Source organism: Leucobacter viscericola, assembly GCF_011299575.1.
GTDB lineage: Bacteria > Actinomycetota > Actinomycetes > Actinomycetales > Microbacteriaceae > Leucobacter > Leucobacter viscericola.
In genome coordinates, this window is the sequence record NZ_CP049863.1 from 64,716 (window position 1) to 78,251 (window position 13,536).

13 protein-coding genes are annotated in these 13,536 nt (G+C 62.6%); 9 read left to right on the plus strand and 4 right to left on the minus strand.

The window, feature by feature from the left end:
• The first annotated feature begins 24 nt into the window (after nt 1–24).
• Nucleotides 25–993 (plus strand): MerR family DNA-binding transcriptional regulator, encoded by a 969-nt coding sequence (locus G7068_RS00350; protein ID WP_166287299.1) that lies wholly within the window; start codon nt 25–27, stop codon nt 991–993.
• On the opposite strand, the gene G7068_RS00355 is transcribed toward G7068_RS00350, so the two are convergent.
• Genes G7068_RS00355 through G7068_RS00365 form a run of 3 tightly spaced genes read right to left on the minus strand, consistent with a single transcriptional unit; the run spans nt 980 to nt 3,713 of the window.
• Nucleotides 980–1,861: a metal ABC transporter permease gene (locus tag G7068_RS00355; RefSeq protein ID WP_166287301.1), complete on the minus strand. Its 882-nt coding sequence runs from the start codon at nt 1,859–1,861 to the stop codon at nt 980–982. The genes G7068_RS00350 and G7068_RS00355 overlap by 14 nt on opposite strands.
• The gene (locus tag G7068_RS00360; RefSeq protein ID WP_166287303.1) at nt 1,858–2,655 is read right to left on the minus strand and encodes a metal ABC transporter ATP-binding protein; all 798 of its coding nucleotides are present in this window, start codon (nt 2,653–2,655) and stop codon (nt 1,858–1,860) included. The genes G7068_RS00355 and G7068_RS00360 overlap by 4 nt, the downstream gene beginning before the upstream one ends.
• Nucleotides 2,652–3,713, minus strand: a complete 1,062-nt coding sequence (locus tag G7068_RS00365; RefSeq protein ID WP_166287305.1) for a metal ABC transporter substrate-binding protein — start codon at nt 3,711–3,713, stop codon at nt 2,652–2,654. The genes G7068_RS00360 and G7068_RS00365 overlap by 4 nt, the downstream gene beginning before the upstream one ends.
• A gap of 160 nt (nt 3,714–3,873) precedes the next feature.
• Between G7068_RS00365 and G7068_RS00370 the strand changes: the two genes are divergently transcribed.
• The 3 genes from G7068_RS00370 to mshC all read left to right on the plus strand — a co-directional run bounded on the left by G7068_RS00370 (nt 3,874) and on the right by mshC (nt 7,478).
• Nucleotides 3,874–5,193, plus strand: coding sequence for a M20/M25/M40 family metallo-hydrolase (locus tag G7068_RS00370; protein ID WP_166287307.1), 1,320 nt, complete (start codon nt 3,874–3,876; stop codon nt 5,191–5,193).
• A gap of 165 nt (nt 5,194–5,358) precedes the next feature.
• The gene (locus G7068_RS00375) at nt 5,359–6,237 is read left to right on the plus strand and encodes an undecaprenyl-diphosphate phosphatase (protein WP_166287309.1); all 879 of its coding nucleotides are present in this window, start codon (nt 5,359–5,361) and stop codon (nt 6,235–6,237) included.
• Nucleotides 6,234–7,478, plus strand: a complete 1,245-nt coding sequence (gene mshC, locus G7068_RS00380; protein WP_166287311.1) for a cysteine--1-D-myo-inosityl 2-amino-2-deoxy-alpha-D-glucopyranoside ligase — start codon at nt 6,234–6,236, stop codon at nt 7,476–7,478. The genes G7068_RS00375 and mshC overlap by 4 nt, the downstream gene beginning before the upstream one ends.
• Nucleotides 7,479–7,606: 128 nt before the next feature.
• Here mshC and G7068_RS00385 read toward each other — a convergent pair whose 3' ends face one another.
• Nucleotides 7,607–8,635, minus strand: a complete 1,029-nt coding sequence (locus G7068_RS00385) for a proteasome assembly chaperone family protein (RefSeq protein WP_166287313.1) — start codon at nt 8,633–8,635, stop codon at nt 7,607–7,609.
• Between the two features lie 84 nt (nt 8,636–8,719).
• Between G7068_RS00385 and G7068_RS00390 the strand changes: the two genes are divergently transcribed.
• The 5 genes from G7068_RS00390 to G7068_RS00410 all read left to right on the plus strand — a co-directional run bounded on the left by G7068_RS00390 (nt 8,720) and on the right by G7068_RS00410 (nt 13,515).
• Nucleotides 8,720–9,445, plus strand: a complete 726-nt coding sequence (locus G7068_RS00390; protein ID WP_244304566.1) for an HAD family hydrolase — start codon at nt 8,720–8,722, stop codon at nt 9,443–9,445.
• Nucleotides 9,446–10,501 carry a tRNA (adenine-N1)-methyltransferase gene (locus G7068_RS00395; RefSeq protein WP_166287315.1) on the plus strand — a complete coding sequence of 352 codons (1,056 nt, stop codon included), beginning with the start codon at nt 9,446–9,448 and terminating at the stop codon, nt 10,499–10,501.
• A 64-nt stretch (nt 10,502–10,565) separates the two neighbouring features.
• Nucleotides 10,566–11,498, plus strand: a complete 933-nt coding sequence (locus G7068_RS00400; RefSeq protein ID WP_166287318.1) for a peptidylprolyl isomerase — start codon at nt 10,566–10,568, stop codon at nt 11,496–11,498.
• A gap of 3 nt (nt 11,499–11,501) precedes the next feature.
• The gene (locus tag G7068_RS00405; RefSeq protein ID WP_166287321.1) at nt 11,502–12,548 is read left to right on the plus strand and encodes a helix-turn-helix transcriptional regulator; all 1,047 of its coding nucleotides are present in this window, start codon (nt 11,502–11,504) and stop codon (nt 12,546–12,548) included.
• Nucleotides 12,541–13,515: a helix-turn-helix transcriptional regulator gene (locus G7068_RS00410; protein ID WP_166287324.1), complete on the plus strand. Its 975-nt coding sequence runs from the start codon at nt 12,541–12,543 to the stop codon at nt 13,513–13,515. The genes G7068_RS00405 and G7068_RS00410 overlap by 8 nt, the downstream gene beginning before the upstream one ends.
• The last annotated feature ends 21 nt before the right edge of the window (nt 13,516–13,536 follow it).

Genomic DNA, 13,536 nt, shown 5'->3' on the forward strand with positions numbered 1-13,536 from the left:
TTACAGTGTGCGTGGAGGTAGACAATGCACATTGGGCAGCTGGCGCAGCGCGCCGGGGTAACGGTCAAAGCGATCCGGTACTACGAGCGGATCGGGCTCATCGATCCTGACCGCCAAGAAAATGGCTACCGCAGCTTCAACGAGCAGCATCTGCGAGTCGTTTCCGAGATCCGCGAGCTGAGTGCCGCCGGGATCGCGCCGAACCGCGCTGGTCCGTTTGTGGAGTGCCTCGACGCGGGCCACAAACACGGCGACGAATGTGTGAGCTCACTCGTCGTCTACCGAGACACCATCTCTGAGCTGGATCGAATGATCGCGGCCCTTGCCGAGCGCCGCGCCGCGCTGCAGTCCCGACTTGATCTCAGCGCGAACCGATCGACGCACCAGAAATCGACGCATCAAAAATCGACGCACCAAAAGGAGAACACCGTGACCGATTTTTCTCAGCTTCCCAAGGGGCTGCCCGTTCCGCAGGACGACGGGGCCGCCGCTCACCTCGCGGGCATGCGCATGCCCGCGCTGGCGCTCACGACGAGTGACGGGCGAACCGTGACACTCTCAGAGCTCGGTGAGGGGAGGTCGATCCTGTATCTCTATCCATTGACGGGTCGCCCCGGGGTTGACCTGCCTGACGGCTGGGACAGTATCCCCGGCGCGCGCGGGTGCTCGACGGAGGCGTGTGATTTTCGGGATCACTTCGAAGACTTACGTGAGGCCGGTGTGCAGCACGTGTTCGGGATGTCGAGTCAGGATCCGGAGTACCAATCCGAGGTGGTCGAGCGCCTGCGGCTCCCGTTTGAGATGCTTTCGGATCCGTCGTTTGCCCTCGCCGACGCGCTGCGGCTGCCCACATTCGCCGCGCCCGGACACGAGCGACTGTACTCGCGACTGACTCTCGTTGTTTTGGACGGCGTGATCGAGCACGCCTTCTACCCGATTTTTCCGCCGAACACCCACGCGCAGCAGGTGCTCACCTGGCTCAGTGAGCGGTGACGGCAGTCACCCGAGAGCGGCGTCGCCGAGCAAGCAGACGCGTCACAATCAGCCCGTGCCGGGGGCTAAAGAAGTAGACCAGCGCAAACGCCACTCCCTGTGTCAACACGATCATGCCGCCGGTCGCCGTGTCGAGGTAGTAGCTCACGTAGAGGCCGATCACGGCACACAGTGCCGAGATGGCCGGGGCAATGACGAGCATGCGGTTGAAACGATCCGTCAGCAGGTATGCCATAGCCCCCGGAATGATCAGCATCGCCACGACGAGCACCACACCCACCGCCTGCAGCGCCACAACCGCAGTCAGCGCGAGCAAACCGAGCAGGGCGGCGCCGAGCACACGCGGGTTGAGTCCGATGGCGTGCGCGTGCGTGGGATCAAACGCGAAGAGCGTGAAGTCGCGGCGCTTCACGATGAGGATCGCGAACGTCACAGCACCGAGGATCAATACCTGCAGCAGGTCCGCCCACGACACCCCGAGCAGGTTCCCGAAGATGATGTGGTTGAGGTCGGTTTGGGATGGGGTTACCGAGATGAGCACCAAACCGAGCGCAAAGAGTGACGTGAAGACGATCCCAATGGCCGCGTCTTCTTTCACTCGGCTCGTGTCGCGCACCGCTCCGATGAGGGCAACCGCGAGAAATCCGAAGATCACGGCTCCGAGCGCGAACGGCGCGCCAACAACGTAGGCGAGCACAACACCGGGTAACACCGCGTGCGACACCGCGTCGCCCATCAGGGACCAACCAACTAGCACGAGCCAGCACGACAGCACGGCGCACACGATCGAGGCAACAAGAGCGGTCGCGAGTGCTCGCACCATGAAGTCGTAGCTCAGCGGCTCAAGGAAAAAGTCGAGGGGGTTCATGCGGCGTCCTCGCTGTCTTGTGCGTGGGGGCTGTGTTGTGGTTCTGTGCTGTCTTGCGATTCTGCTCTGTCCAGCACATCAAGCCCAAACGCGAGGGCGAGATTCTCCGGTTTCAAGACTTCCGCGGGGGAGCCGTGCATCAGCACACGCCGCATGAGCAATACCGCTTCGTCGGCGAGCGCGGGCAGGGCGTGTAGGTCGTGGGTGGAAACGAGGATCGTCGCCCCGTCACTCGCCAGTTCACGCAGCAGGCGGGTCATTGTCGCTTCGGATCGCTTGTCGACTCCGGCGAACGGCTCATCGAGTAGCAGCGTTGTGGCGCCCTGCGCGATCCCGCGCGCAACGAATGCGCGCTTCTTCTGTCCTCCGGAGAGCTGGCCGATCTGCCGCCCCGCAAACTCGGTGAGTTCGACGCGCTCAAGAGCGCGATCAACTGCGTCGTGGTCGGCGCGTCGTGGTCGGCGCGTGATCCCCATCCCGCCGTAGCGACCCATCATCACAACATCGCGCACCGACAGCGGAAACGCCCAGTCCACGGCCTCACTCTGTGGCACGTATCCGATCGTGCCCTGTTTGCGGGCCTTCGCGGGGTTCTCGCCATTGATGAGTACGTTTCCGGTGTCTGGCCGCAGGCGACCCATGATGGCTCCGAACATGGTCGACTTGCCGGAGCCGTTCATGCCGATCAGCCCACATACGCGGCCAGGCGCGACACTCAGCGAAGCGTGGTCGAGCGCGAGCACCTCGCCGTAGTGCACCGTGACGTCGGTGACCTGGATCGCGGGCGTAGTCATGACTTGTCCTCTTTTGTGCTGGCTGGCTTTGTGCTGGTTGGCTTTGTGCTGGCTGGCTTTGTGTCTGTCGGCTTTGTTCCCGTCAGCTCTGTTCCCGTCAGCGCAGAAGCGATGAGGTCGCTGTCGTAACGAATCAGGTCGAGGTAGGTGGGCACCGGGCCGTCGGCCTCCGAGAGTGAGTCAACATAGAGTGTGCCGCCAAACTTCGCATCGGTGGCATCTACAACCTGCTTCACGGGCGCGTCCGACACGGTCGACTCGCAGAACACCGCAGGCACGTCGTTCTTGCGCACAAACTTAATCGCCGCCGCGATCTGCTTTGGGGTTGCCTGCTGTTCGGCGTTCACTGCCCAGATGTACTGCTCCGTGAGCCCAGCGTCTCGCGCGAGATACGAGAACGCACCCTCACAGCTCACAAGCGCTCGTTGTTTCTCGGGCAGGGTGGCCAGCTGATCCACCAGCTCATCTTGCACGCTCTGCAGTTCGGCCTTGTATGCCTTGCCGTTGGTGGCGTAGTCGTGGGCGTGTTTAGGGTCAAGCTTGCTAAACGCCTCGACCATGTTGTCGACATAGATCTGAACGTTGAGAGGGCTCATCCAGGCGTGCGGGTTTGGTTTGCCGGCGTACGTGTCCTCGGCAATATCGATGGGCTCGACTCCGTCAGACACCACAACGTGTGGCACATCGAGATCTGCGACAAACCGCTCAAACCAGGCCTCAAGGTGCAAGCCGTTATCGAGGATCAGATCGGCATTGGCAGCCTTGCGAATATCGCCGGGGGTGGGTTCGTAGCCGTGAATCTCGGCACCCACTTTGGTGATGGACTCGACCTCTAGGTGGTCACCGGCAACGTTCTTCGCAATGTCGGCAAGCACTGTGAACGTGGTGAGCACGACGGGTTTGCTGCTGGTGCTGTTGGTGCTGTTGGTGCTGTTGGTGCCGCTGTTTGCAGCGCCGCCACCCGTGCCACCCTGCGAGCTGCAGCCCGCTGCGGTGATCGCAAGCACCACCGTCGCAATCGATGCGAGGGTCCGTCGTGCGAATTGACCGCGGTTCATGCGTGACTCCTGTCGAGTTCGTTCAAGTGGTTGGTGGCCCTAACTATATTGTTCGTGATGTCGAACTTTAGTTCAAGTCCCATCGTACTTTAACTTCCAAACTTCACGCGGTGTCATGAAATTTGCCCGCTCCCAGTCGAGGCCAGATACGCTGGTGGACATGTTGGCAACTGCAGACGAGGGGGAGCAGCAGCTCTCTGAAACGGTGCGCATCGCGCGTGATCTCATTCGTATCAACACCACAAACCGTGGCGGCGGAGATGCGGAACCCGAGCGGCCAGCTGCCGACTATGTGGCCGCCTATCTCACTGAGCTGGGGCTTGAACCGCAAATTTTTGAATCGAATCCAGGCCGCGCAAGTGTCATCGCGCGTGTTGAGGGTGCGGATCCCGAGCTACCTGCCCTCGTGCTGCACGGGCACCTCGACGTTGTGCCAGCCGATCCGGCGAACTGGTCGGTGGATCCGTTCGAAGGGGTCATCAAAGATGGCATGCTTTGGGGTCGCGGCGCCGTCGACATGAAGGATATGGACGCCATGATCCTGACGGCCATCGCAGAACTCCTGCGTGCTGGCGAGCGCCCCCGCCGCACGGTGATTCTTGCTTTTTTTGCCGACGAAGAGGCCGGCGGTGAGCTCGGCTCGCACCACATGGTTGAACACCACCCCGAACTGTTTGAAGGAGCCGCAACCGCGATCAGCGAGGTCGGTGGCTATTCGATCGACGTTGAAGGCACCCGCGCTTACCTGATTCAGACCGGCGAGAAATCCCTCGACTGGATCAAGCTGCGCGCTCGCGGCACCGCGGCCCACGGTTCGCGGGTCTGGCAAGAAAACGCGGTGACCAGGCTCGCCGAGGCAGTGGCGGCGCTTGGGCGGCACGAGTGGCCGCTGAATCTGTGTGACACGACCCGCGAGCTGATCGATGAGCTCGCGGCGATTCTCGGCGAGGATCCCACCGAGGTCGGCGCCGAAGACCTCGTGATGCGATTGGGCAAGGGTGGTGGCTTCGTTCACGCCAGCCTGCGCAACACGAGTAACCCGACGGTGCTGACCGCGGGGTATAAGCACAACGTGATCCCTGATACGGCTGAGGCGCTGGTCGACGTGCGGGCGATCCCCGCAGATCAGGCGACGATCCTCGAGGGTGTGCAGCGCATCGTGGGTGACGACATCGAAATCGAGGTGGTGCACTCCGACATCGGCCTTGAGGTTCCCTTCGGCGGTGAACTCACCGACGCGATGACCGCGAGTCTGCAGCGCCAAGACCCTGGGGCACGCGTGCTGCCCTACCTGCTCTCTGGAGGCACCGACAACAAGGCGCTCTCGAAACTCGGCATAACGGGATACGGGTTTGCCCCGCTGCGGCTGCCCGCAGATCTCGACTTCCCCGGCATGTTCCACGGCGTAGACGAGCGGGTGCCACTCGACGCGATCGACTTCGGTCACCGTGTGCTCGTCGATCTGCTCCGCACTTACTGATCCGCTTCGCACACACCGACCTGTGTCGCACATACACCGATCTGCTGCACACATACACTGACCCGCTTCGCGCATATTAAGGATCCGTCGGCTATTCTGGACGGCGGCCCCGTCACGTTTGCGTGAGTCTGGGCTGGGCGAGACCCCCTCGCTGTGAAAGGAAACATGGGAATCATCGAGGCGATCCTGCTCGGCATTTTGCAAGGCCTGACCGAGTTTCTTCCGATCTCGTCGAGCGCACACCTGCGAGTGGCGAGCGAGCTTATGGGCATTGGTGACGCGGGTGCCGCGTTCACCGCAATCACGCAGATCGGCACCGAAGCCGCCGTGATTGTGTTCTTCTGGCGCGACATCGTGCGGATCATCGGCCGCTGGTTCCGTTCGCTGACGGGATCGGTGCCGCGCAAGGATCCCGACGCCCTCATGGGCTGGTGGATCATCATCGGCACGGTGCCGATCGTGGTGCTCGGCCTGCTGTTTCAGGATCAAATCGAAACGACCCTGCGTTCGCTGTGGTTCGTCGCGATCAGCCTGATCGTCTTTGGTCTGCTGCTCGGCGTCGCGGATCGTGTGGGCCAAAAGGTGCGCCCGATCGAAAAGCTCACTTGGAAGCACGGCCTCATCTACGGCTTCGCCCAGGCGCTCGCGCTGATCCCCGGTGTGTCACGCTCCGGCGGCACCATCACCGCGGGTCTCTTCATGGGTTACAAGCGTGAGGCCGCGGCTCGCTACTCGTTCCTGCTAGCGATCCCGGCCGTGCTCGGCTCCGGTTTCTACCAGGTATACAAAGCGCTGAAGGCTCCTGAATCTGAGACCCCCATGAGCATGACGCTGATCGCCACCGTGGTCGCGTTTATCGTTGCGATCTTTGTGATCGGCCTCTTTATGAAGTACATCTCGAAGGGCAGCTTCCTGCCTTTTGTGATCTACCGCGTGGTTGTTGGTATCGCGATCATCGTGCTGCTGAGCACCGGTGTGCTCTCGGCCGATGGTGGCAGCTCTGCAGCCGGTATTGCCCAGCAGACGACGGGGGTCGCTCTGTGAGAACCTGGACTCCGCCCGTTCTTCCCGAGCTGCCGGGGGAGGGACTGACCCCCAAGCTGTTCAACACGGCAAAACAACGGCTTGAGCACCCCGCCATCCCCGATGGCCGCGCTCTTCTCTACGTGTGTGGCATCACCCCCTACGACGCGACCCACCTCGGGCACGCGTTCACCTACCTGACCTTCGACATCATGCAGCGGGCCTGGCGTGACGCCGGCATCGAAACCGTGTACGCGCAGAACATCACTGACATCGATGATCCGCTGCTTGAGCGCGCAAACGCCACGAACGTCGACTGGCAAGAACTCGCTGAAGAACAGATCGGACTCTTCCGCTCAGACATGCACCGCATGGGCATGATCCCGCCCGAGCACTACGTTGCGGTCACCGAACAGATCATCGAGATCGCGGAGGCCGTGCGCGAGCTGAAACAACTCGGGTTTGCGTACGAAGTACCCACGGAGGGTGCCGTCGGCCACGACATCTACTTTGACATCGATGAAGCGCAGCAGTCTTCGCAGTGGCGGCTCGGCGATGTTGCCCCTTACGAGCACAGCATCATGCTGCAGCTGAGCGCTGAGCGCGGTGGCGATCCTGAGCGACCCGGCAAGCGTAATGCGCTTGATCCGCTGCTGTGGCGTTCAGCCCGCGAGGGTGAGCCCAGCTGGGAGAGCCCAGTGGGCGAGGGGCGCCCCGGCTGGCACGTTGAGTGCTCGGTCATCGCGACGCGCGCGCTCGGCGGTGCGTTCACGGTGCAGGGTGGTGGCGAAGACCTCGTCTTCCCGCACCACGAGTTCACGGCCGCCCACGCAACAGCGTTGTCCGGCACCCCGCTTGCGCACGCGTACTGTCACGCCGGACTCGTGTCGTATCAGGGACACAAGATGTCGAAGTCGCGCGGCAATCTCGTCTTCGTTTCGAAGCTGCTGAATGCGGGGGCGGATCCGTCCGCTATTCGACTCGGCCTGCTGGCGCATCACTACCGCTCGGAGTGGGAGTGGAGCGACGGCGACCTCGAGGTCGCGACTCGCCGGCTGAAGGGCTGGCAACAGGGGCTCACCCGTCAGAGCGATGACCCTGCCTCCTCGCTCGCGGTACTGCAACAGCTGCGCGCGGCGCTCGCTAACGATCTTGATACCACCGTCATGCTCGCGACTCTCGATGCGGCACTTGATCGTGGCGTCGACGATCCTCAGCTGATCGCGGATGCGGTTTCGGCGCTGCTCGGGGTGACGCTCTAGGGTTTTTCGCTGACCAATGACGAGGCAAGCAACGAGAGCCTGCCTTAGCTACGTGTATTTAGCCTGGTCACTCGTCGGTAACCTGGCCGCTCATGGGAAGCGTCCAGTCGGCGCAGAACGGCCGAGGTTTACGCTCGCGGGCCTTCGAACCCGGGATCCTCATCCGGATCTTCAAACTTCGGCTTCGACTCGCGGTCATCCTCGAGGAACTTCTCGAATTCGAGCGCAATCGCATCGCCCGTCGACTCGGCAGCAAGCGCCTCATCGCGCGACTCCTCAAGCCTGCGAATGTAGCGCGACATCTCGTCGTCAGCTGCGGCGATCCGGTTGATGTTCGACTCCCACTCATTTGCCTGCGCCAGCAGCTCGCCGCGGGGGATCACGATGTCGAGCACTTCCTCGAGCTTGTCGAGCAGAGCCAGTGTCGCCTTGGGCGAAGGCGTGCTGTGCACGTAGTGGGGCACCTGGGCCCAGAGCGAGATGGGAGCGATCCCGGCTTCCGCGAGTGCGAGATCGATGACGGTGGCGATCCCCGCCGGACCCTCGTAGCTGCTGCGCACGGCACCGGTCTCGGCGCGGCGCTTCGCGCTCTCGGTCGAAACAGTCGTGACGATCGGGCGCGAGTGGGGCGCGTCTGAGAACATCGAACCCAAAATAATGACGGTGTCGATCGCCCACACATCAACAAGTTCGAGCACCTCGTCGGCGAAATTCTGCCAGTCACGCGCGGGCTCAACTCCGGCAAGCAAAAAGAGATCGGTAACGGGAGTGCCGTCGAGTCGTCGAAGTGTCTCCGCCTGAGGATCCTCAGTGCGGGGTTCGGCGGCGAGTTCAGCTGCGAGTTCGCTGGCGAGCTCGGTCGAGAGTTCAGCAGCGAGTTCACTGGTCGCCTCGGGAACCGCACTCGGCCGCTGCACCGTCCCCAGAAGGCGGGTGTCCGGCCAGTCAAGAACTCGATTACCGGCCTCGTCAAACACCAGCTTGGGGCGATGCACCTGAAAATCGACGTAGCCCTCCGCCGCGATCACGTGCAGCACCTCGGCATCGATGAGCCCACCGAGATGCTGGAGCACCTCGGTCGTGGCGTCGCCCGCGTCGCTCCATCCCTGGAACGCCATAATGAGCACTCGAGGGTGTTGGGAATCGGATTCGGTCACTGGTGTGGGCTCCTAAAACAGGTGGGTCGGTGAGACAGGTGATTCTCTCTAGAATATCGACCGCGGCTGGATAGACTTGCTCGGATGAGCAAAGTTTCTTCCATGCCCCCTTCCAGTTCGGCCCCCGCGGCCGTGCTGTGGGACATGGACGGCACGCTGATTGACTCCGAACCGCTCTGGCTTGAGGCCGAACTCGTGATGCTCGCGCGGTACGACATCGAGCTCACAGATGAAGTAAAGCACTGGCTGGTGGGCTCCGGGCTGCGCGCGGCGGCGGCAAGGTTTCAAGAGCTTGGTGTGCCGATGTCGTCGGACGAGATTATTGCGGAGTGGCGCGACGCGGTCATCGCGGGCTTGCTGAAGGGTGAACCGGCGTGGCGGCCCGGTGCCGTTGAACTGCTTGCGTCGCTCGAGACAGCCGGGATCCCGAGCGCGCTCGTCACGATGGCGGTGCGGCCGATCGCCGACGCGGTGGTTGGGATGCTGCCAGCAGGATCATTCAAAGCGATTATCGGGGGAGACGAGGTGGCGAAAGAGAAGCCCGACCCCGATCCTTACCTTCGCGGCGCCGCCATGCTCGGCGTGCCGATCGAGCACTGCGTCGCAATTGAGGATTCCCCGACGGGGCTGCGATCGGCACACGCCGCGGGCGCGGTGGCGATCGGGGTGCCAAACCTCATCGACCTGAGCCAGGCACCGAGCCACGCGCTCTGGCCGACACTGGCTGGGATCGACGCAACGATCCTGAGCCAACGATTTACTCAGCTGCGGGGAGACGCCCGTAGTTCACAACCAGACGGAAGCAAGTAAGTGACAGAGAACACAACGCACACCCCCTCACCCAGCGGACCGCTTGGCTACGGTGATCGCGTCAAGCTCACCGGCCCAAAGGGGCGCATCAATACGATCACCCTGGTTCCCGACGGCGAGTTTCACAGCCACCGTGGCATCATCCCGCACGCGCAGCTGGTGGGACTGCCCGACGCCTCCGTTGTGGTCAACAGCAACGGTGAAGAATACCTCGCGATTCGCCCGCTGCTCTCAGACTTTGTGATGTCGATGCCGCGAGGCGCGGCGATCGTGTATCCGAAGGATGCCGCGCAGATCGTGTCGCTCGCCGACATCTTCCCGGGATCCCGCGTGGTCGAAGCCGGTGTTGGCTCAGGCGCACTTTCACTGCACCTGCTGCGCGCTACCGGCGCAGAGGGTGAGCTGTTTTCTTTCGAGCGACGCGAGGAGTTCGCCGATATTGCCCGCGGCAACGTTGCGGCATTCTCGGGTTCGGTTCCCGAGAACTGGAGCATCACAGTGGGGGATCTGCAAGACGCGCTCCCCTCGCGCTGCGAGGCGGGGTCAATCGACCGCGTGGTGCTCGACATGCTCGCTCCGTGGGAGTGCGTCGATGTTGCTGCGACGGCTCTGAAGCCGGGCGGCGTGCTGATCTGTTACGTTGCAACGGTGACCCAGCTCTCGCGAACCGCTGAGCAGCTGCAGCGGAGCGGCCTGTTTACCCACCCGCAGTCTTCTGAAACCATGGTGCGCGGTTGGCACGTCGAGGGGCTCGCCGTCCGGCCGGACCACCGCATGGTGGCGCACACAGGCTTCCTGATCACCGCGCGCAGGCTCGCACCTGGCACAGTGCTCCCAGAGCTTAAGCGCCGCGCCTCGAAGAGCGAATTCAGTGACGAAGACCTGGCGACCTGGCTGCCCGACCTCGGAGCCGATGGCAACCCCGAGGCCTGGGATCCTGAGAGCGTGGGTGAACGTCCCAAGAGCGACAAGATTCTGCGCAAGAAAGTTCGGGACGCGAGGAAGTTCGCTGAGGAGCGCGGCGTGCAGGATCCCAGCCAGGATTCGATAGGATAGCTGAGTTCACACGCTTGGAGGATCCGCAAGGATCAACCACACACAGTCTCTTGCAGAGGTGCATATGCTTCGTCGAATTGTTCCCGCTACTGCCGCCGCCGTGCTGCTACTCACGGGGCTCACTGCTTGCAGTGCGCAGCAGGATCAGTCGAGCGACTGCGTTTCGCAGTTGAAGCCCGGTGCGCTGAGCGACGGTGTCAAGGTAAAGAACGGCTTCGGCGAGCTGCCCGATGTGACCATCCCGAAGGATGTTGACATTGAGGTTTCGCAGCGATCCTTCGCTGAGAAAGCTAAAGATCGCAGCGAGGTGGCAGGAGAAGATACTCTCGTGTCCATCAACATGGCACTCTTCGATGCAAAGACGAGTGCTCCCGTCTACGCAAGCCCCGCCTTCAGCGGGCAGGCAGCCGGACCCGAGTTTTTGATGGTTTCTAAGAAGCAGTCGAACCCCGTGAGCGAAGCGGTGCGCTGCGCCGCCGTTGGTGACCGCGTGGTTGTTGGTATTTCGGCCAAAGACGCCGCCCAGATTAGCGGCGACGAGGGATCCGCGCTCGTCGGTGTGATCGACGTGGTCGCGGAAAGCCCACTTCGTGCTCAGGGCAAGATGCGCGGGCTGCCAAACGGCTTCCCGGCCGTGGTGACCAACGACGAAGGTCGGCCCGGCGTTGTTGTTCCCCCAGTTAAAGCTCCCGAGGGTACCCGCTCTGCGGTGCGCATTGAGGGCGACGGCGCGACGGTCACCGACGCAGAAAACGTTGTCGCTCAGGTCACCGAGGTTCTCTGGGATCCGACGGTCACCGACAACGCTCAGAAGCTTCTCTCTGACACCTGGACAGACGGTATCAAGGCGCTCGGCAACGAGGCTCAGATCTCTCAGTCGGGCAACACCTTCCGCACCGAGCTCACCGGCAAGACCGTTGGCTCACAGGTCGTGATCATCGAGAACACCGGCGGAAAGGCTCGCGTTCTTGTTGTTGACATCCTCGGAGTCAGCTGACGAGTGTCGAACACCCCCGAACGCTCAACCGTTCCGAGCGAGCAGCGGGTCTTCGGTCTAGTTCTCGCGTTGGTTGCGAGTACCGAAGGCCTGACGAAGAGTTCACTGCTCTCGTCGGTGTACGGATACTCTGAGCGTTACCGGCGCGGTGGCGACAACGCCACACTCGACCGGCAGTTCGAACGCGACAAAGAGCTATTGCGGTCGCTCGGCATTCAGATCGAGACCCTCGATTCTCCGCTAGAGCCGGGCAACAATTTGCTCACGCGCTACCGCATTTCAAAGGAGCTGTTGCAGTTTCCTGAAGACCTGCGCTTCAGCGAGCGCGAGCTGATGTTGCTGCGGCTCGCGGCGGTTGCCTGGAGCGAGGGCAGTCTGAGTGCCGAGTCCCGCCGCGCTGCCATGAAGCTTGAATCACTGGGTGCCGGGCTCGACGTTCAGCACCTGGGGGTCGCTCCGCGTCTGGGCACGGCAGAACCCGCCGCTGCTCCCTTGCAGCGCGCAATTGACGCAGGGGTTGTGGTCCGCTTCGACTACACGCTTCCTGGACGAGATACCCCGCTCCTGCGAATGGTCGCACCGCTTCGACTGCATCGGCTCGACGGTCGCTGGCACCTCATTGCCTGGGATCTGCAGCGAGACGCAGACCGTGTGTTCCTGCTGTCACGAATCTCGGGTGATGTTCGTGTTAGCCCCGAGACTTTCGACGCTGAGCTGTTCGATCGCGCGGACGGCATCGTGGCTGATTTGCTGCACCGCAGTGAAAGCCAGCTCGCAACAGTTCGGGTGCGGCAGGGCAGTGTTGCTGAGGCCAGGCTGACGCCGCGAGTGGTGGTCAACGCTGGTGTGATTCCAGAGCGCGGTGCAGAACGCGATGAGAACGAGCAACCCGAGCTCGTGATCGGCATGCTCGATGCACACGTGCTCGCCGCCGAGCTTGTCGGTTACGGATCAGACGTGACGGTGATTGCCCCGGACGAGTTGCGCACACTCGTTGTGAACCGCCTCCGTGCCGTTGCGCACGCTCACGCGGAGGGCAAACATGCATAAGGCTGTACTGAGTTCTGACCGGGTGATGCTGCTCCTTTCGCTCGTTCCCTACTTGGCCGAACACGGGCCCACAACAGTGACCGAGCTTGCCGCGGCTTTTGATGTCTCCCCATCGCTGTTGCGCAAACTCGTGACGATACTTGGAACGGCCGGCGTTCCCGGTGAGACGCTCACCTACCAAGACGATGACCTCTTCGACATCAACTGGGACGCGTTCGAACATGACGATCTCGTCAGCCTCACGAAGGTGGTTGGTGTCGATGATGCGCCACGATTCGCTCCCGCAGAGACCGCTGCGCTGATCGCGGGATTGCACGCCCTGACAGGTGTGCTGCCCGGGGAATCGGCGGAGCTCGCCCGCGCAACCGCAGAGAAGCTTGGTGCAGCGCTCGGCGATCCCGAACGAACTGCCGCGCTCACCGTCACCGCAGATCGAGAGGATGCGCGCTTGCCGGTCGCGGTATCCGCGATTGAAGAGCAGCGAGTGCTCGCGTTTGAGTATCGTGATGCCGCGGGGCACCACACCTCTCGTAAGGTGGATCCGCTTGAGCTTTCGCAGCACGGTGGTTCCTGGTACCTGCGCGCGTGGTGCCACGACCGTCATGCCGCACGAACCTTCCGGCTTGGCCACATGAGCGAGCTTCAGCTGCTCGAGGCTGTCGAGACAACGCAGGGGGAGGATCCTCACCCCCCTCGTGACGCCGTGTCTCATGAAGACCGGCACAGCTTTACACTGACCGCCTCGCTGCCCGCGCAATTGTTGCCGAGCATCCAGGGGTTTGACCCCGAGGTTATTCAGGAGCTGCCGGCGCAGCGTGTGCTCGTGGCGGTTGAGGCCTGGCATGAGCGCGCCGCGATCCAGCTTGTTCAGGTCGCGCCAGGGCAAATAATTGTGGAGTCACCCGCCACCGCGTGCGCCGCGGTGCGCGACTGGACCGCGCGTGCCCTCGCGGCATACGACGCGTGAGCGATACACGCAGGCACCCTG

Excerpts from the sequence above, each read along its gene's own strand:
- G7068_RS00355 (WP_166287301.1), bottom strand. The coding sequence starts at position 1,861 with ATGAACCCCCTCGACTTTTTCCTTGAGCCGCTGAGCTACGACTTCATG.
- G7068_RS00375 (WP_166287309.1), top strand. The coding sequence starts at position 5,359 with ATGGGAATCATCGAGGCGATCCTGCTCGGCATTTTGCAAGGCCTGACC.
- G7068_RS00390 (WP_244304566.1), top strand. The coding sequence starts at position 8,720 with ATGAGCAAAGTTTCTTCCATGCCCCCTTCCAGTTCGGCCCCCGCGGCC.
- G7068_RS00365 (WP_166287305.1), bottom strand. The coding sequence starts at position 3,713 with ATGAACCGCGGTCAATTCGCACGACGGACCCTCGCATCGATTGCGACG.
- G7068_RS00370 (WP_166287307.1), top strand. The coding sequence starts at position 3,874 with ATGTTGGCAACTGCAGACGAGGGGGAGCAGCAGCTCTCTGAAACGGTG.
- G7068_RS00350 (WP_166287299.1), top strand. The coding sequence starts at position 25 with ATGCACATTGGGCAGCTGGCGCAGCGCGCCGGGGTAACGGTCAAAGCG.
- G7068_RS00400 (WP_166287318.1), top strand. The coding sequence starts at position 10,566 with ATGCTTCGTCGAATTGTTCCCGCTACTGCCGCCGCCGTGCTGCTACTC.
- G7068_RS00410 (WP_166287324.1), top strand. The coding sequence starts at position 12,541 with ATGCATAAGGCTGTACTGAGTTCTGACCGGGTGATGCTGCTCCTTTCG.
- G7068_RS00360 (WP_166287303.1), bottom strand. The coding sequence starts at position 2,655 with ATGACTACGCCCGCGATCCAGGTCACCGACGTCACGGTGCACTACGGC.